Raw genomic sequence first — 16,635 nt, 5'->3', positions numbered from 1 at the left:
TAGGCGGTCGTCTCCCCGACGACCCCAAGGCGCGATTCCCCGCGCCGCCGACCGCAGCCCCATGCTCACGCCGCATCCGACGCGTCCGCGTCAGCTCCGCGGCATCCGCCTCGAACCGATCTCCCGCATCGCACTCGAATCACCGGATGCCACGCAGCCGACGTCAACGGATGCCGGGGCCGCTGCATCGTCGGCGCACCACCCGGCACTCGAAAGGACCATCCCATGTCCGGCATCCCCGTTCTCGACCTCTCCCTGCTCAACGGCACGACCGAGCAGCAGGCGCAGTTCCGCGACGACCTGCGCCGCGCGACCCACGAGGTCGGCTTCTTCTCGCTCATCGGCCACGGCGTGCCGGCGGAGCTCATCGACCGCGCGTACGCGGTCGCGCGGGCGTTCTTCGCCCTGCCCGAGTCGCACAAGCTCGCGATCGAGAACGTCACGAGCCCGCACTTCCGCGGGTACACCCGCATGGGCGGCGAGCGCACGCTCGGCCGCGTCGACATCCGCGAGCAGATCGACCTCGGCGCCGAGCGCCCGGCCGTGGCCATGACGGCCGACACCCCCGACTACTGGATCCTCGAGGGACCGAATCTCTGGCCCGAGGCGCTACCCGAGTTCCGCGCGGTCGCCGAGGAGTGGATCGCCCGGCTCGACGAGGTCGGCACGCGCCTCCTGCGCAGCTGGGCCGAGGCGCTCGGCGCCGCGCCCGACACGTTCGACGCCGCCTTCGAGCGCCCGTCGCCGTACCTCAAGTTCGTGCGCTACCCGGGTGTCTCGGCCGAGCAGCCCGCGCAGGGCGTCGGCGCACACAAGGACCTCGGCGTGCTCACCCTGCTCTCGGTCGAGGACGGCAAGGCCGGCCTGCAGGTCGAGAAGGACGGCGAGTGGATCGACGTCGTCGCACCCTCGGGCGCCTTCATCGTGAACATCGGCGAACTGCTCGAGATCGCGACCGACGGCTACCTCAAGGCGACGAAGCACCGGGTGGTCTCCCCCGCGCCGGGCACCGAGCGCATCTCCATCCCGTACTTCCACGGGCCCGCGCTCGACGCCGTGATCCCGACGATCGAGCTCGCGCCCGAGCTCGCCGCCGAGGCGCCCGGCGTCACCCAGGACCCCGCGAACCCGCTGCACGCCGTGTTCGGCGAGAACTGGCTGAAGAGCCGGCTGCGCGCCCACCCGAACGTCGTCGAGGCGCAGCACCCGAGGCTGCTCGTGGGCGCCTGATCGGAGTGAGCCGAGCGCCGATCGCCCGCGAACCTGCGCGAGGTGTCGAAATCGGCTTCCGCCGTTCGTCGTACCTGCGTAGCGTGACCGAGAGAGAGGATTCCGCCATGGAATACGCGCTGTTGTACGCAGAGGGCGCCGATGCGCTGCCCTACGTCGCCGCCGACGACAACATCGGCGAGTGGGTCGACGACGTCGTCGCACGCGGCATCGCCGAGTTCGGCATGCGGCTGCGGCCCGACGTGGATGCCACGACCGTGCGAGTGCGGAAGGGCGAGTTGCTCGTGAGCGACGGGCCGTTCACCGAGTCGAAGGAGTCGGTGGGCGGCTTCGACATCATCGACGCCCGCGACCTCGACGAGGCGATCGAGGTCGCGTCGCGGCATCCGGTCGCCGCGTTCGGCCGGGTCGAGGTGCGGCCCTTCAGGCACTGGTCCGACGCCGAGCCGGCCGGGCGGATCGTGCCGGCGGGCCTCCACGAGCGCGCCGCGGAGGGTCGGCAGTACGTGCTCTTCGTGATCGCCGACCCCGACGGCGAGCGGCTCGACGACGGCGCCGACCCCGAGGCGTGGGTCTCGGAGATGGACGGCCGCGGCGTGCGGCTCTTCGGCGAGGCGCTGCGCGGGCCCGAGGACGCGACGTTCGTGCGCCGCCGCGACGGCGAGGTGCTCGTCGCCGACGGGCCGTTCGCCGAGGCGAAGGAGTGGCTCGCGGGCTTCGACCTGCTCGAGGTGCAGGATCTCGCCGAGGCGATCGAGGTCGCCTCGAAGCACCCGATGGCCCGCGGCGGCACGCTCGAGCTCCGCCCGATCTGGCCGTTCGACCCGCACGAGGACCACGCCGCCCGCGACGAGCGGGAGGCGGCCGAGTTCGGGGTGCGGCTCGAGCCGCACGCCGCCGACGTCGTCGGCGCGATCGCGGGGGCGAGGACCTGACGGAGCCCGGCACCGCGCGCGAGGCGGCTCCGCCCGACCGGGGCGGAGCCGCCTCGGGCGACGCGCCGGGCGACGGCCCGGGCGAGATCGGCCGCGCCTTGCGCGAGGCGTTCGAGGGCGAGTGGGCCCGCGTCGTCGCGACGCTCATCAGGGTGACCGGCGACTGGGACGTCGCCGAGGAGGCCGCAGCCGCGGCGTTCGAACGGGCGACCACGACGTGGCCGCGCGACGGGGTGCCGCGGAATCCCGGAGCGTGGCTCACGACGGCCGCTCGCCGCCTCGCACTCGACCGGCTGCGCCGGCGGGGCGTCGAGACCGAGAAGGTGAGGGAGTGGCTCATGGACGCCGAGGCCGACGGCCGCACCGCCGGACCCACCGATCCGGCAGAGCTCGTCGCGCAGGGCGACGACCCCGCGTGGGACGACCGGCTGCGCCTCGTCTTCACGTGCGCGCACCCCGCGCTGCCGCTCGAGTCGCGGGTCGCGCTCACCCTGCGCACCGTCGGCGGCCTCGAGACGCGGGAGATCGCCCGTGCCTTCCTCGTGCCCGAGCCGACGATGTCGCAGCGCATCGTGCGGGCGAAGCAGAAGATCCGGAACGCCGGCATCCCCTATCGAGTGCCGCCCGCCGACGCGCTGCCCGAACGCCTCGGCGGAGTGCTCGCGGTCATCTACCTCATCGCGAACGAGGGCTATCTCGCGTCGTCGGGCGAACGGCTGCAGCGCCTCGACCTCGCCGCCGAGGCGATCAGGCTCGCGCGGCTCGTCGTGTCCCTCATGCCCGACGCCGACGAGGCGCGGGCGCTCGTCGCCCTGCTCCTGCTGCAGCACGCGCGGGCGGCGACGCGCGTCGACGACGCGGGCGACCTCGTGCCGCTCGCCGAACAGGACCGGTCGCGGTGGGACGCGGGCGAGATCACCGAGGGGCTCGCGCTGCTCGGCATGCCGGGCGCGATCGCGGGCCCGAGCGGTACGACCGCCCGCCCGGTCGCGACCGCGGGCCCCTACCGCCTCCAGGCGGAGATCCAGGCCGTGCACGCCCGGGCGACGACCGCCGAGGCGACGGACTGGCTGGCGATCGTCGCGCGCTACGACGCGCTCGCGGCGCTCGCCGACTCGCCCTTCGTGCGGCTCAACCGGGCGATCGCCGTCGGCGAGGCGGACGGGCCCGAGGCGGCGCTCGCTGCGCTCGCCGATCTCGAGGCCGAGGGACGCCTCGCCGGCTATCACCTGCTGCCGGCGGCGCAGGCGGAGTTCCTGCGCCGCGCGGGGCGGACCGCCGAGGCATCCGACCGCTACCGCGAGGCGATCGTGCTCGCGCCGACGGCGCCCGAGGCGCGGTTCCTGGAACGTCGACTCGGCGGGCTCGCCTGAGCGCGGGCGACGGCACCCCGATGCGCGAGAACCACGTTCGGCCACGAGAACCACGAGCGAACGTGGTTCTGCCGGCCGAAGGCGGTTCCCACGGGCGCGGCATCCACCGATCGGTGGATGCCGGAATCGAACGGCCGGGGGTGCCGCGGGCGCGGCGCCCACGGCACGCTCGAGCACATGGACAACACACGAACTCGTGCCCCGCTCGAGCGACTGCCGGAGAACGCGGTGCGCGTGCGAGGGCTTCGCAAGCAGTACGGCGACACGGTCGCGGTCGACGGCATCGACCTCGACATCGCGCGCGGCGAGACCTTCGCGCTGCTCGGGCCCAACGGGGCGGGCAAGTCGACGACGGTCGAGATCCTCGAGGGCTACCGCGCACGCACGGCGGGCCAGGTGGTCGTGCTCGGCGTCGACCCGGCGCGCGGCGGCCTCAGCTGGCGGGCACGGATCGGGATCGTGCTGCAGTCGGGGGGCGAGACGGGGCAGTACACCGTGCGCGAGCAGCTGCGGCAGTTCGCCGGGTACTACCCGAACCCGCGCGACGTCGACGAGGTGATCGAGGCGGTCGGCCTCGAGGCGCAGGCCGGAACCCGCCTGCAGAAGCTGTCGGGCGGCCAGCGTCGGCGGGTCGATGTCGCACTCGGCATCATCGGCCGGCCCGAGCTGCTCTTCCTCGACGAGCCGACGACGGGATTCGACCCCGAGGCCCGCCGCGGGTTCTGGGAGCTCGTGCGCCGGCTCAAGGCCGAGGGCACCACCATCGTGCTGACGACGCACTACCTCGACGAGGCGGCGCAGCTCGGCGACCGGGCCGGCATCATCGTCGGCGGGCGGCTCGTCGACGTCGCACCGATCCACGCACTCGGCGGCGAGGCCGCCAGGGTGCCGATCGTCAGGTGGCGCGACGCGCACGGTCGGCCCCGCGAGGCGCGGACCGAGCTGCCGGCCCGGCTCGTGGCATCCCTCGTCGATGAGTTCGGCGGCGAGCCGGCCGGCCTCGAGGTGATCCGTCCGAGCCTCGAGGACATCTACCTCGGGCTCGTCGGCGGCGCCGGCGCGACGGGCGCGGGGGCGCGCGAGCCCGACGCGGCCCGCGACCTCCCTCCGGCCCGCGCGGCCGCAGCGGCAGCGACAGCGACCGAGGAGGCACTGGCATGAGCACCGTCGTCATCGGCGCCTCGCGCGTCGGCTACGAGACGAAGGGCTACTTCCGTTCGCTCGACACCGTGTTCTTCACGTTCCTGTTCCCGGTCATCATGCTCGGCATCTTCACGACCGCGTTCAGCTCGCAGGGCGACGTCGGGCCCGACGGCGCACGGATCAGCGTCGGGGCGTACTACCTCCCCGCCATGCTCGCCGCAGGCATGCTGCTCTCGGGCGTGCAGAACCTCGCGGTCGACATCGCGACCGAGAAGGGCGACGGCACGCTCAAGCGACTCGGCGGCACGCCGCTCTCGCCCGTGTCGTACTTCTTCGGCAAGATCGGGCAGGTCTTCGTCACCGGCGCCCTGCAGGCCGCGCTGCTGCTCGTCGTCGCCGCCTTCGCGTTCGGCATCGCCATGCCGTCGACGCCCGAGCAGTGGTTCACGTTCGCGTGGGTGTTCGTGCTCGGCACGACGACCTCGGCGCTGCTCGGCATCGCGCTCTCGTCGGTGCCGCGCAGCGGCCGGTCGGCCACGGCCGTCGTGATCCCCATCGTGCTCGTGCTGCAGTTCATCTCGGGCGTCTACCTGCAGTTCTGGATGCTGCCGGAGTGGATGCAGAACATCGCGAGCCTCTTCCCGCTGAAGTGGATGGCGCAGGGCATGCGCGCGGCGTTCCTGCCCGACGAGTTCGCCGCCCAGGAGATGAACGGCGCGTGGGAGCTCGGCTGGGTCGCGGTGGTGCTCGGCATCTGGCTCGTGGTGGGGCTCGTGCTGAGCCGGCTGACGTTCCGCTGGATCCGCCGCGATGCGTGAGCCGGTGCCGACGGACCGGGGCGGGTGCGCTGGGGGCCGCGCCCGCTCCTCCCGTGCGTGAGAGCATTGCGGCATGCTGAACCGGCGGTGGTGGGATGCCGCGGCGATCGCGGTCGCGGTCGTCACCGTGCTCTTCGGGCTGTCCGACCCGCCGTACGGCCCGCCCGACTACGGCGCCTGGGCGGTCGCGGCCGTCTTCCTCGTGATCCACTTCGCGTACCTGCGCGGCCGCATCGGCAGCGAGGACCCGCGCCACTTCGTACTCATCACGATCGTGCTGTCGATCGTCGTCGGGGTCGGCGTCGGGTTCGACCCCGGCGCGTCCATCCTGCAGGCGTACGCCTACCCGTTCCTGTGGGTCACCGCCCCGACGACCCGCCGCGCGATCGTCGCGAACGTCGTGATGGGCCTCGCGCTGCTCATCGGCTACGTCGCGCACTTCGGATGGGGCGGCCTCGTCACGGGCGTCGCCGTCGTCGGCCTCTCGCTCGCCTTCAGCCTCGCGCTCGGCCTGTGGATCACCCACATCGCCTCGGTCGGCGAAGAGCGCGCGCGACTGCTCGAGGAGTTGCAGGCGACGCAGGGCCAGCTGGCGGCACTGCACCGCGAGGCCGGCGTGAACGACGAGCGCGCCCGGCTCGCGCGCGAGATCCACGACACGATCGCGCAGAGCCTCACGGGCCTCGTCATGGTCGCCCAGCGCGCCGGCAACCGACTCGCCGCCGCCGGGGATGCCTCGCCGGAGACGGTCTCCGCCCGGGCCGACGTCGAGCTCATCGAGCAGATGGCGCGCGAGGCGCTCACCGAGGCGCGCGGACTCGTCGCGACGCTCGCGCCCGTCTCCGCCGACGGCGGCCTCGCCGCCGCGCTCGGCCGGCTCGGCGAGGCGTTCGAGCGCGAGACGGGCGTGCGGGTCGACGTCGAGGCGCAGGCCTCGGGTCTCGACCGCGAGCTCGAGGTCGTGCTGCTGCGCAGCGCCCAGGAGGGGCTCGCGAACGTGCGCAAGCACTCGGCGGCGGGCCGGGTCGCCATCACGGTGGCACACGACGGCCACGACGTCGTGCTCACCGTGCGCGACGACGGGCGGGGCCCCGCGCCCGGCGCGGAGCCGGGCGGCTTCGGGCTGGCCGGCCTGCGCGACCGGGCGGCGCTCGTCGGCGGCACCCTCGAGTTCGGCGCCGCGACCGGCGGCGGCTCGGTGCTGCGCATCACCGTACCCGCGAAGGAGCCGGAATGACCCCGATCCGCGTCGTCGTCGCCGACGACCACCCCATCGTGCGCGCGGGCATCGTGGGCCTGCTCGAGCAGGCGGCCGGCATCGAGGTCGTCGGCGAGGCGGCGAACGGCGCGGAGGCCGTCGAACTGGCCCGGTCGCGGCATCCCGACCTCGTGCTCATGGACCTGCGCATGCCGGTCGTCGACGGCGCGACCGCCACGGCCGAGATCGTCGCGACCGTGCCGGGTACGCGCGTGCTCGTGCTGACGACCTACGAGACCGACGAGCACATCCTCGCGGCGATCGAGGCGGGCGCGGGCGGCTACCTGCTCAAGGCCGCGCCGCAGGAGGAGATCGTCGCGGGCATCACGGCCGTCGCGGCGGGCGAGACGGTGCTCGCGCCGTCGATCGCGGCGAAGCTCGTCTCCCGCGTGCGGTCGGAGGCGGCCGCGTCGGCGGCCCCGCCCGTGCCCGCGCTGTCGCCGCGCGAGCTCGAGGTGCTGCGCCTCGTCGCCGCGGGGCGGTCGAACCCCGAGATCGCGGGCGAGCTGTTCATCGGCGAGGCGACGGTGAAGACGCACCTGCTGCACGTGTTCGAGAAGCTCGCGGTCAACGACCGCACACGCGCCGTCACCCGCGCGATGGAGCTGGGGCTGCTGTAGCCCGAACCCGCTCGAGCGCTCTTCCGCAACCCGTCGACGGGGCCGACGCCCGCACCTACGATGACGGCGTGGTGTTCCGCGACGTACGGGTCGCCGTACAGCGTACGAGAATCCTGCCCGCCTGGGTCCGGCGGGCGGACGCGTCGGCCGCGCGCCGCGTGAACTCCCGCCGGACGCACCCGATGGCCGACCGCTTCTGGTCGCGCGTCTCGGGATTCGCCGACCGCGGCGTGCTGTGGTGGACGATCGCGGGGGTGCTGGCCGTGACCGGCCGGCGGCCGACCGCTGCCCGGGGTCTCGGATCGCTGCTCGTCGCGAGCGCGCTCACGAACGTCATCGCGAAGCGCGTGTTCGGCGGCGACCGCCCGTTGCTCGCCGACGTGCCGATCGCCCGGCACCTGCCGAAGCCACCCATCACCCCGTCGTTCCCGTCGGGGCATTCGGCGAGCGCGGCGGCGTTCGCGACGGGCGTCGCGATCGAGTCGCCCCGACTCGGCGCCGTGCTCGCCCCTGCCGCCCTCGGCGTCGGCTACTCGCGCCTCCACACGGGGGCGCACTGGCTCTCGGACGTCGTCGGCGGGCTCGCGCTGGGTGCCGCCGTCGGCGGGCTCAGCGCCGCCGTCGCGCCGCCGCGCAGCCACGGCGGCCACGAGGCCGCGGCGAGCGGCCCCGATCAACGGCTTCCCGCCTCCCACGACGGCGAGGGCGTCTTCATCGTCGTCAACCGGTCGTCGGGAACGAGCGTGCTCCGCAGCGACCCCCTCAGGGTGCTCGAGCGGCGCCTGCCGCGCGCCGAGCTGCACGTGCTCGACGGCGGCGACGGCGACGATCCGGGCGCCGCCGCCCGCGCGGCGCTCGACCGCGCCGACCCGCCGCGGATCATCGGCGTCTGCGGCGGCGACGGCTCGGTCGCGTCGGTCGCGCACGAGGCGCGGGCCGCGGGCGTGCCGCTCCTGGTCGTGCCGGGCGGCACGTTCAACCACTTCGCACGCGCCGTCGGCGCGAGCACGGTCGACCTCGCCGTCGACGCCCTGCAGCGCGGCGAGGGCGTGCGCTGCGACGTCGCCGAGCTGAGCTTCGCGGGCGGCCCGCCCGTGACGGTGCTGAACACGGCGTCGGTCGGGCTCTACCCCGACTTCGTCGCCGAGCGCGAGCGCCGCGAGCCCCGCTCGGGCAAGTGGCTCGCCGCGGTCGTCGCCGCCGCCCGCGTGCTGCACCGCTCCGACCCCGTGAACGTCGTCGTCGGCGGGCGTCGGGCCCGCGTCTGGAGCCTCTACCTCGGCGTCGGGCCGAACGACCCCGGCGTTCCGGCGCCGATGCGGCGCAGGAGGCTCGACGGCGGCGTGCTCGACGTGCGCGTGCTGCACGCGGGGTCGCGGTTCCGCGCGGCCGGCACGCTCGCCTTCGGCCGGCGCACGAGCGCGCTGCTGCGACGGGTGCGGCTGCTGCCCGAGCGGTTCGAGTCGTTCACGGCCGAGTCGATCGACGTGCTCGTGCGGCCCCGCAACGGCCAGCCGCCCGGCTTCGCGCACGACGGCGAGGTCGCGATCGACGCGGCGGCCGACGCATCGGCGCACACCGAGGTGCCGGGCTATCGCACGACGGTGCGCATCGTGCCGGGCGCGCTCGACGTCTACCGGCCCCGGGGCCTCAGAGCAGCCGGCGCGCGTTCGCCCAGGCGGTGAGCTCGTGCCGGCTCGAGAGCTGGAGCTTGCGCAGCACGGCCGACACGTGGGTCTCGACGGTCTTCGTCGAGATGAAGAGCTCGGCCGCCACCTCCTTGTAGGCGTACCCGCGGGCGATGAGGCGCATGACCTCCTGCTCGCGCGCCGACAGCCGGTCGAGCTCGTCGCTCGCCTGGGCGGTCTCGCCGACGGCCGCGCCGAACGCGTCGAGCACGAAGCCCGCGAGCTTGGGCGAGAACACGGCGTCGCCGCTCGCGACGGCGTGCACCGCGCGGCTGACGTCGGCGCCCGACGAGCCCTTCGTGATGTACCCGCGGGCTCCGGCCCGGATGACGCCGACGACGTCCTCCGCCTTGTCGGAGACGCTCAGCGCGAGGAACCTCGTGCCGGGCACGGCCGGCGCGGCGCGGCGGATGACCTCGGCGCCGCCCGTCGAGCCCGCCGGCACGGCGGCCCCCGGCAGGTGCACGTCGAGCAGCACGACCTCGGGCGCGGCATCCGTGACGACGGCGACGGCGCTCTCGACGTCGTGGGCCTCACCCACCACCTCGACGCTCTCGTCGAGGTCGGCCTTCAGCCCGGATCGGAAGATCGAGTGGTCGTCGACCACGACGACCCGTACGCGGTCAGCCATTCTGATGCTCCACTCCGGTGCGGTCGGCGGCCTGCCGCGCGGCCCACGGGTCGGCAGCCTGCTGGTCGGCGGCCGGCCGATCCGCCGACGCGCGGTCGACCGGGAACCGCAGTCGCACCTCGGTGCCGATGCCGCCCGCGCCTGGCGCGACCGTCGCCGAGCCGCCGGCCCGCCGCATGCGCCCGATGATCGACTGCCGCACGCCGAGCCGGTCGCTCGGCACGTCGGCGAGCGCGAAGCCCGGTCCGCGGTCGCGCACGAACACCTCGACCGCATCGGGGGTCGACTCGACGTAGACCGAGACCTCGCCGCCTGCGTGCCGGGCCGCATTGAGCATCGCCTCGCGCGCGGCCGCGGCGAGCTCGCCGCTCGCCCGTTCGCGCTGCTCGCCCACGGCGACGACGTCGACCGTCACCGGGAACTCGATCTCGAGGTCGGCGGCGAACTCGCGGAGGTCGGAGCCGAGGTCGCGGTCGGCGGGGGCGTCGCCCGCGAACAGCCAGTCGCGCAGCTCGCGCTCCTGGGCGCGGGCGATGCGGGCGACCTCGCTCGTCGCGCCGGCCCGGTTCTGGATGAGCGCGAGCGTCTGCAGCACCGAGTCGTGCAGGTGCGCGGCGATCTCGCTGCGCTGCTCCTCGCGGATGCGCTTCGTGCGCTCCTCGGTGAGTTCGCGCCACTTGGCGATGAGGGTCGGCACGTAGACGAGCAGGATGCCGAGCACGACGACGAGCGCCGCGGCGAAGGTCGGCACGGGGTACCACGACGCGGTCGGGCCGAGCACGAGCACGAGCACCGTGATGCCGAGCAGCGCGGTCACGACGACGCGGATCGCGAACTCCTGCCGCGGACCCCGCTCGGGGTCGGGCCGGTCGATGAGCGTCGCCCACGCGCCCGCACCCACGGCGAGCGCGACGCCCGCGACGAGCGCACCGAACCACCAGCCGAGGCCGTTGCCGCCGGCCTCGACGACCCCGCCCGGCGTCGTCCAGCCGAGCACGAGCAGCACGGCCGACGCCGCGACGAGCAGCCACGCGACCGGAGCGCGACGGGTCGGCCGGGCGTCACCGTCCTCCCACGGCGTGAGCGCCCACAGCCACAGGTAGAGCAGCAGCCCCGCGCCCCACGCGAGGCTCGTCACGACGAATGCCGCGCGCACGAGGGCGACCGGCCAGCCGAGATGCGTCGCGAGCCCCGCCGCGACCCCGGTCGCCACGCATGCGCGCGGGCGGGTCATGCGGGGCGTCTCCATGCCAGCCATCAAACCAGACGGGGATGCCGCGGCCACCGGCCGCTGGGCCCGTTCAGGGTCGAATCAGGGATCCACCCCATGGCGGGCGTCCGCCGTCGACTGCGAGCATCGAAGGCATGGAGACGAACCAGACCGCGCCCGAGGCGGACCCGGAGGCAACCGGGACCGGCCCAGCGCCGGAGGACGCGAGGGGCCACGACGACGCTGCGGGGGCGGCGGACTCGACCGGCCGGAGCGCGGCCGCCGGCCCGCAAGCCGGAGGCGCGGCCGGTTCGTCTCCTGACCCTTCGAGAGATGCGCACGGCGAACCCGCCGACCGGGCCGCGGGGCCGGGCTTCTACGCCTGGCTCCGCCGCCTCGGCGTTCCGCGGCGCGCCGGCTGGCTCGGCGGCGTGTGCGCCGGGGTCGGCGCCCGCATCGGGGTCGACCCGATCGTCGTGCGCGGCATCGTCGTCGTCATCGCCGTGCTCGGTGCGCCGTTCGTGCTCGTGTACGCGATCGCCTGGCTGCTGCTGCCCGACACCGAGGGCGAGATCCACCTCGAGCGCCTCATGCGCGGCACCGTCGACCCGGCGATCGTGGGCATCGCGGTGATGGGGGTCATCGGCTTCATCCCGCTCGTGCAGGGCGGCTGGCTGGGCTGGCGCTGGTGGCCCGACTGGCCGTCGCTGTATCTCGGCGGCCTCGACCTCGTCACGCCGATCCGTGTCATCTGGACGCTGGCGATCATCGGCGCGATCATCGCCCTCGTCGTCTGGCTCGTGCATCGGGCCACCACGAACTCCCCGGCCGGCGGTGCCGAGCGCGTGGCTTCCGCGCCCGCCGCCGGCCCGGGGCATCCGAGCGGGGATGCCCCGGCTGAGGCCGCTCCCCCGGCTGCCGCCCCGCACGCGGCCGCAGCGACGACGGTTGCAGCGGCGACGACGTCGGCGGCGCTCGCCGGCCCCGCCGTGCCGGCCGCCGAACCCGAGATCCCGCCGATGGGTGCCGACGCCGCGGAGATCGCCGACTGGCGCGCACGCCAGGAGGCGTGGCGCGAGTCGCAGGCCTCATGGAAGGCGAGCCAGGCGGAGGCTGCCGAGGCCGCCCGCCTCGCCCGCCAGCAGGCCGCAGAAGAGAACCGGGCCAAGGCGCGCGAGCTCGCGGCGCAGGCCGACGCGGCACGTGCGGCCCGACGGGCGGCACGGCCCCGGGCGAGCGCGGCGTTCGTGTTCATGATGCTCGGGCTGGCGATCATCGTCGGAGCCGCCACAGCCATCTGGGCCATCGGACAGCCCGATACCGGGGAGTTCGCGGTGCCGCTCGCGATCTCTGCTGCGACGATGGCCCTCGCGCTCGGCATGATCATCGCCGCGCTTCGCCGCCGCCGCAGTGGAGCGCTCGCCGCGCTCACGGCTGTGAGTCTCGCAGCCGCACTCGCCGGTGTCGCGACGGTCTACGCGCCGAACGGCGCACTGATCGGTCCGAACGCCTCGATCTCGCTCGGGTACCCGCAGGAGCTCGTGCAGCCGATCGGGGACGCCTACATCACGATGGGCTCGTACGACGGCTACCCCGATCAGGCGCAGGTCGTCACGCTCACCCAGGGCACCGGCGACGCCTACCTGATGGTCGACCCGTACTCGAGCATCGCCCTCGACGCCACGCAGGCCGGCGACGTCGACATCACCGTCGTCGGACCCGACGGCAGCCGCTCGCAGGTTCAGCACGGCGATGCGGACGGGCGGGTCTACCGCCTCGGTGGAGGAGAGGGCGACGTCGTCTCCGACCCGTCGAGCGGCGCGATCGACGCCTGGTTGATCCTTCGCCAGGGGTCGGGCTCGGTCACGATCGAGATCCAGGAGGGATGAGCATGATCCGCAACGACGACCACGACGCCGAGCCGACCACCGCGTTGGAGCTCGCCAACAGCGACGCCGACCTCGTCAGGACCGAGGTACTGCAGGGCGAGCTCCTCGATGCGGAGTCGCTCGCCACGGCGACGCCGGACGGGTCGGTGCGCGACACGGACGCCGCCGAGGGCGCAGGAGCCGCCACCGCACACGTCGAACGCCCAACGATCCGCTGGGGAGCGCTCGTCTGGGGGTTGCTGTTCGCAACGACCGCCGGCCTCGTGTTCTGGATGCTCGGGTGGGGGGCCAACCGCGATGAGGCGCTCGCCGTCGCAATGGCGCTCGACCCGGTCTCCGTGCTGCTCTACAGCGTGCTCGCAGTGGGCGTCGTCGTCGTGCTGTTCGGCATCGTCGGGCTCATCCGGCGCGCAGAGCGCAAGCGTCGCGCCGCGCGGGGCTGAGGCGCCGAGGCATCCTCGCCGCCCCGCGGGGTCACCAGACCGGCAGCTCGCGCTCGCCGAGCGGCGTGAGCTCGGGCGGCATCGGCCACGCGAGCTCGAACCGCATGAGCGGAACGTCGATCGCACCGAAGTCGTCCTTCTTGACGACGATGCGCTCGGTGCTCACCTCGGTGAGTCGCACCCGCAGGTCGGTGCCGTCGTCGAGCCGCAGCACGTAGGGGTCGGCGAGGTAGCCGATGCCGTGCTGCTCGAGCAGCTCCTCGCCCGTGAGCCAGTCGACGGCGTCGCCGAGCTCGCGGCCGAGCAGGTCGACGGGCACGAAGCCCTCGCCGTCGGGGCGCAGCCAGCCGACGAGCTCGCCGTCGGGGCGGCGGTGTTCGATGAAGTCGGTGCGGTCCACCCGTCCGACCCTAGTGCGGCGCCCGCTCACACCGCAGCCCGGTTCGCCGACTCCGGTGTGCCTCGTCGCGACTACGTCACTGCTCCGCGAGCCGGAGCAGTGACGTAGCTACTCGTCCGCTCATGTCCCGACGGCTGCGGCTTCCGACTCGCACGCGGGTGTCGGGTCGCACGACCTACAGTTCGACGCCGACGAGCACCGGCTCGGGGCGCAGCACGATGCCGAACTCGGCCTGCACCCGCTGCTGCACGAAGCGGGCGAGCTGCACGATCTCGTCGGCGCTCGCACCTCCGCGGTTCGTGAGCGCGAGCGTGTGCTTCGACGAGATCGCGGCCCGCGACCCGGGCAGCGCGAAACCGCGACGGATGCCCGAGTGCTCGATGAGCCACGCGGCCGAGAGCTTCACGAGCGGCTCCGACGTCGTCGCCTCCGCCGGGTTCTCGACCTCGGATGCCTCGAGCGAGGCCTGCAGCTCGAGGAACGCGTCGAGCGGGGTGCCCGAGGCGAGCGTCGAGAGCGGCGTCACCTCGTCGGGCTCGTCGGGCTCGACGTACCAGCGTGGGGCGTCGGCGGGCATCGTACGGGCGACGCGCTCGGTCACGATGGGATTGGTGAAGAACGAGCCGGCGCTCACCGAATCGGCGTCGTCGGGGTCGAGCACCATGCCCTTCGAGGCGCGCAGCGCGAGCACGGTCTCGCGCACCCGGGCGATCGGCACCCGGTCGCCGAGCTGCACGCCGAGCGCGCCCGCGAGCTGCGCATAGGCGATGGGCTGCCCGAGCGCCTCGCCGAGAACGGCGTGCTCGGCCGAGGTGTCGTGCAGGTCGAGCTCGACCGAGACGACGATGCCTGCGAGGCCCTGCTTCAGCACCGACGTGCGGTAGCCGAGCTCGAGCTCGTCGGCCGACATGCGGCGCGGGGCCTCGGCCCCCTCGTCGAGGAACTCGATCGCGACGAGCACGGCCTCGAGCTCCTGCCCGTAGGCGCCGATGTTCTGCACGGGAGCGGCCCCGACCGAGCCCGGGATGCCCGAGAGCGCCTCGATGCCCGAGTAGCCCTGCTCGACCGTCCATGCGACGAGGTCGTCCCACGTCTCACCGGCCTGCACCCGCAGGCGCACGGACCCGTCGGCGGGCGTTCCGGTGGTCGATGAGCGAGGCGTCTCGAGGCCGCCGGCGCCCGAGGGCAGCACCTCGATGCCGCGCGTCGCGATGCGGATCACGGTGCCGTCGAACCCGGCGTCGCCGACGAGCAGGTTCGAGCCGCCGCCGAGGGCGAGCCACGAGGCATCCGCCTGCCAGGCCTCTCGGGCCAGGTCGACGAGGTCGCGCTGGGTCGTCGCGGAGACGAGTCGGGTGATCGGCCCGCCGACCCGCAGGGTCGTGAGCTCGGAGAACGTCGTGGCGTCGGTCATCTCAGCCGAGCGCGACGCGCACCTGCGCCTTGCCGAGCACGGTCGCGCCGTCGAACGACACGGTGAGGTCGATGCGGGCCTCGGACGCGTCGGCGTCGAGCTGGCCGACCTTCGCGACGACCGACACCTCCGCGCCCTGCTCGGGATCGACGACGACGGGACGCGTGAAGCGCACCTGGTAGTCGGTGACGCGGGCGGGGTCGCCCACCCAGTCGACGACGGGCTGCACGGCGAAGCCCATCGTGAGCATGCCGTGGGCGAGCACGCCCGGCAGGCCGACCGACGCGGCGACGTCGTCGCGGTAGTGGATCGGGTTGAAGTCGCCCGAGGCGCCGGCGTAGCGCACGAGCGAGTCGCGCGTGAGCGAGAAGGTGCGCTCGGCGACGACGTCGCCGACGGCGAGGGAGGCGAGGTCGGGGGTCGGCATCAGTCTTCTCCTCGGATGACGAGCGTCGAGATCGCGGTGACGACGTGGGCGCCGCCCTCGTCGGTGACGACCGACTCGGCCGTGACCATCGAGTGGGCGCCGAGCGTCTTCACGCTCGAGACGGTGAGGGTGGCCGTGAGCAGGTCGCCCGCGACGATCGCGCGCGACGACGTGAAGCGCTGGTCGCCGTGCACGACGCGCGAGAAGTCGATGCCCGCGTCGGGGTCGGCGAGCAGCTGCGCGAGCGTGTGCTCCTGCACGACGACCGCGAAGGTCGGCGGGGCGACCACGTCGGCGTGGCCCGCGGCGCGCGCGGCCTCGGGGTCGAGGTTGATCGGGTTCGTGGCGAACACGGCGCGGGCGAACTCGCGCACCTTCTCACGACCGACGAGGTACGGCTCGGTGGACGGGAAGACCCGCCCCTGCAGCTCGGGGTTCACAGACACCCCGACAGTCTATTCGGCGGCATCTGCGGTTCGGCCGACCGGTCAGTCGCCCTGCAGCCGGGCCAGGCGCAGCCGCAGCGCGTCGAGCACGAGCTCGAGGCCGACCTCGAAGGCCCGGTCGCTGCGCGCGGCGCCGTGCTCGGCGTCGGCGAGGAGCCGGCCGAGCGACCGGGTCGCCGTCTCGCCGGGCTGCCAGATGTCGTCGGGCGCCGCGAGGTCGAGGCCGAAGCCGATCGCGAACGAGTCGAGGATCGCGACGACCATGAGCACCTCGTCGTCGGGGAACCCGGCGTCGACGAGCACGGTCGCGATCTGGTCGTAGCTCACGATGACCCGCGGGTGCGTGATCGTCTTGCCGACGATGAGCGGCACGAGCAGCGGGTGCTCGGCGTACATGCGGCGCTGCGCGCGCATGGCCTCGGCGATGGCCGCGTCCCAGGGGCCGCCCGGCAGGTCGGCGAGGTGGCGCTCGACGAGCCGGCCGCGCATGAGCTCGATGATGCCGTCGCGTCCGTCGACGTGGTTGTAGAGCGACGACGGGGTCACGCCGAGGCTGCGGGCGAGGGCGTTGACGCCGAACGGCGCGCCCGAGTCGACGAGGTCGATCGCGGCGTCGGCGATGCGCTCGGTCGACAGCAGGGGCACCTTGGGCCTCGCCATGCGCTCCTCCTCGGCTCGTCCGTTCGCGATCGAACGGCATCGGGCGATCA

The 16,635-nt window shown here is 74.0% G+C and carries 17 protein-coding genes; 10 read left to right on the top strand and 7 right to left on the bottom strand.

Going from position 1 to position 16,635, the window contains the following annotated elements; genetic code table 11:
• The first annotated feature begins 225 nt into the window (after positions 1 to 225).
• The 8 genes from AC3RJ6_RS04620 to AC3RJ6_RS04585 all read left to right on the top strand — a co-directional run bounded on the left by AC3RJ6_RS04620 (position 226) and on the right by AC3RJ6_RS04585 (position 9,062).
• Positions 226 to 1,230: an isopenicillin N synthase family dioxygenase gene (locus AC3RJ6_RS04620; RefSeq protein ID WP_491425696.1), complete on the top strand. Its 1,005-nt coding sequence runs from the start codon at positions 226 to 228 to the stop codon at positions 1,228 to 1,230.
• Between the two features lie 107 nt (positions 1,231 to 1,337).
• Entirely contained in the window at positions 1,338 to 2,165 is an 828-nt protein-coding gene (locus AC3RJ6_RS04615; RefSeq protein ID WP_491425695.1) for a YciI family protein, read from the top strand.
• Positions 2,166 to 2,263: 98 nt separating this feature from the next.
• A complete protein-coding gene (locus AC3RJ6_RS04610; protein ID WP_491425694.1) occupies positions 2,264 to 3,538 on the top strand; it encodes an RNA polymerase sigma factor in 1,275 nt (424 codons plus the stop codon).
• Between the two features lie 177 nt (positions 3,539 to 3,715).
• Positions 3,716 to 4,699 carry an ABC transporter ATP-binding protein gene (locus AC3RJ6_RS04605; protein ID WP_491425693.1) on the top strand — a complete coding sequence of 328 codons (984 nt, stop codon included), beginning with the start codon at positions 3,716 to 3,718 and terminating at the stop codon, positions 4,697 to 4,699.
• Positions 4,696 to 5,499, top strand: coding sequence for an ABC transporter permease (locus AC3RJ6_RS04600; RefSeq protein ID WP_491425691.1), 804 nt, complete (start codon positions 4,696 to 4,698; stop codon positions 5,497 to 5,499). Before AC3RJ6_RS04605 ends, AC3RJ6_RS04600 begins: the two co-directional genes overlap by 4 nt.
• A gap of 73 nt (positions 5,500 to 5,572) precedes the next feature.
• Positions 5,573 to 6,736, top strand: a complete 1,164-nt coding sequence (locus AC3RJ6_RS04595) for a sensor histidine kinase (protein ID WP_491425690.1) — start codon at positions 5,573 to 5,575, stop codon at positions 6,734 to 6,736.
• Entirely contained in the window at positions 6,733 to 7,377 is a 645-nt protein-coding gene (locus tag AC3RJ6_RS04590) for a response regulator (protein WP_491425688.1), read from the top strand. The genes AC3RJ6_RS04595 and AC3RJ6_RS04590 overlap by 4 nt, the downstream gene beginning before the upstream one ends.
• Positions 7,378 to 7,445: 68 nt before the next feature.
• Positions 7,446 to 9,062 carry a bifunctional phosphatase PAP2/diacylglycerol kinase family protein gene (locus AC3RJ6_RS04585; protein ID WP_491425687.1) on the top strand — a complete coding sequence of 539 codons (1,617 nt, stop codon included), beginning with the start codon at positions 7,446 to 7,448 and terminating at the stop codon, positions 9,060 to 9,062.
• Here AC3RJ6_RS04585 and AC3RJ6_RS04580 read toward each other — a convergent pair.
• Entirely contained in the window at positions 9,028 to 9,696 is a 669-nt protein-coding gene (locus AC3RJ6_RS04580; protein ID WP_491425685.1) for a LuxR C-terminal-related transcriptional regulator, read from the bottom strand. The two genes, AC3RJ6_RS04585 and AC3RJ6_RS04580, sit on opposite strands and share 35 nt — an antisense overlap.
• Entirely contained in the window at positions 9,689 to 10,930 is a 1,242-nt protein-coding gene (locus tag AC3RJ6_RS04575) for a PspC domain-containing protein (RefSeq protein ID WP_491425684.1), read from the bottom strand. The genes AC3RJ6_RS04580 and AC3RJ6_RS04575 overlap by 8 nt, the downstream gene beginning before the upstream one ends.
• A gap of 131 nt (positions 10,931 to 11,061) precedes the next feature.
• Here AC3RJ6_RS04575 and AC3RJ6_RS04570 point away from each other — a divergent pair, with 131 nt between their 5' ends.
• Together AC3RJ6_RS04570 and AC3RJ6_RS04565 are read left to right on the top strand one after the other, a co-directional pair.
• Entirely contained in the window at positions 11,062 to 12,795 is a 1,734-nt protein-coding gene (locus tag AC3RJ6_RS04570) for a PspC domain-containing protein (RefSeq protein ID WP_491425683.1), read from the top strand.
• Between the two features lie 2 nt (positions 12,796 to 12,797).
• The gene (locus AC3RJ6_RS04565; RefSeq protein WP_491425682.1) at positions 12,798 to 13,238 is read left to right on the top strand and encodes a hypothetical protein; all 441 of its coding nucleotides are present in this window, start codon (positions 12,798 to 12,800) and stop codon (positions 13,236 to 13,238) included.
• 31 nt (positions 13,239 to 13,269) lie between these two features.
• On the opposite strand, the gene AC3RJ6_RS04560 is transcribed toward AC3RJ6_RS04565, so the two are convergent.
• The 5 genes from AC3RJ6_RS04560 to AC3RJ6_RS04540 all read right to left on the bottom strand — a co-directional run bounded on the left by AC3RJ6_RS04560 (position 13,270) and on the right by AC3RJ6_RS04540 (position 16,585).
• Positions 13,270 to 13,638, bottom strand: a complete 369-nt coding sequence (locus AC3RJ6_RS04560) for a hypothetical protein (RefSeq protein ID WP_491425681.1) — start codon at positions 13,636 to 13,638, stop codon at positions 13,270 to 13,272.
• Positions 13,639 to 13,813: 175 nt separating this feature from the next.
• The gene (locus AC3RJ6_RS04555; protein ID WP_491425680.1) at positions 13,814 to 15,052 is read right to left on the bottom strand and encodes a UDP-N-acetylmuramate dehydrogenase; all 1,239 of its coding nucleotides are present in this window, start codon (positions 15,050 to 15,052) and stop codon (positions 13,814 to 13,816) included.
• A 1-nt stretch (position 15,053) separates the two neighbouring features.
• Positions 15,054 to 15,479 (bottom strand): MaoC family dehydratase, encoded by a 426-nt coding sequence (locus AC3RJ6_RS04550; RefSeq protein ID WP_491425679.1) that lies wholly within the window; start codon positions 15,477 to 15,479, stop codon positions 15,054 to 15,056.
• Positions 15,479 to 15,925, bottom strand: a complete 447-nt coding sequence (locus AC3RJ6_RS04545; RefSeq protein WP_491425678.1) for an FAS1-like dehydratase domain-containing protein — start codon at positions 15,923 to 15,925, stop codon at positions 15,479 to 15,481. Before AC3RJ6_RS04545 ends, AC3RJ6_RS04550 begins: the two co-directional genes overlap by 1 nt.
• Positions 15,926 to 15,967: 42 nt before the next feature.
• Positions 15,968 to 16,585 carry a TetR/AcrR family transcriptional regulator gene (locus AC3RJ6_RS04540; protein ID WP_491425677.1) on the bottom strand — a complete coding sequence of 206 codons (618 nt, stop codon included), beginning with the start codon at positions 16,583 to 16,585 and terminating at the stop codon, positions 15,968 to 15,970.
• Positions 16,586 to 16,635: the final 50 nt, after the last annotated feature.

The organism is Agromyces cucurbitae, from assembly GCF_058349945.1.
Note: the sequence above shows the minus strand (reverse complement) of the source record. Positions and strands in the feature narration are given on the sequence as shown.

Excerpts from the sequence above, each read along its gene's own strand:
- AC3RJ6_RS04620 (WP_491425696.1), top strand. The coding sequence starts at position 226 with ATGTCCGGCATCCCCGTTCTCGACCTCTCCCTGCTCAACGGCACGACC.
- AC3RJ6_RS04615 (WP_491425695.1), top strand. The coding sequence starts at position 1,338 with ATGGAATACGCGCTGTTGTACGCAGAGGGCGCCGATGCGCTGCCCTAC.
- AC3RJ6_RS04605 (WP_491425693.1), top strand. The coding sequence starts at position 3,716 with ATGGACAACACACGAACTCGTGCCCCGCTCGAGCGACTGCCGGAGAAC.
- AC3RJ6_RS04600 (WP_491425691.1), top strand. The coding sequence starts at position 4,696 with ATGAGCACCGTCGTCATCGGCGCCTCGCGCGTCGGCTACGAGACGAAG.
- AC3RJ6_RS04595 (WP_491425690.1), top strand. The coding sequence starts at position 5,573 with ATGCTGAACCGGCGGTGGTGGGATGCCGCGGCGATCGCGGTCGCGGTC.
- AC3RJ6_RS04590 (WP_491425688.1), top strand. The coding sequence starts at position 6,733 with ATGACCCCGATCCGCGTCGTCGTCGCCGACGACCACCCCATCGTGCGC.
- AC3RJ6_RS04580 (WP_491425685.1), bottom strand. The coding sequence starts at position 9,696 with ATGGCTGACCGCGTACGGGTCGTCGTGGTCGACGACCACTCGATCTTC.
- AC3RJ6_RS04575 (WP_491425684.1), bottom strand. The coding sequence starts at position 10,930 with ATGACCCGCCCGCGCGCATGCGTGGCGACCGGGGTCGCGGCGGGGCTC.
- AC3RJ6_RS04570 (WP_491425683.1), top strand. The coding sequence starts at position 11,062 with ATGGAGACGAACCAGACCGCGCCCGAGGCGGACCCGGAGGCAACCGGG.
- AC3RJ6_RS04565 (WP_491425682.1), top strand. The coding sequence starts at position 12,798 with ATGATCCGCAACGACGACCACGACGCCGAGCCGACCACCGCGTTGGAG.
- AC3RJ6_RS04555 (WP_491425680.1), bottom strand. The coding sequence starts at position 15,052 with ATGACCGACGCCACGACGTTCTCCGAGCTCACGACCCTGCGGGTCGGC.
- AC3RJ6_RS04550 (WP_491425679.1), bottom strand. The coding sequence starts at position 15,479 with ATGCCGACCCCCGACCTCGCCTCCCTCGCCGTCGGCGACGTCGTCGCC.
- AC3RJ6_RS04540 (WP_491425677.1), bottom strand. The coding sequence starts at position 16,585 with ATGGCGAGGCCCAAGGTGCCCCTGCTGTCGACCGAGCGCATCGCCGAC.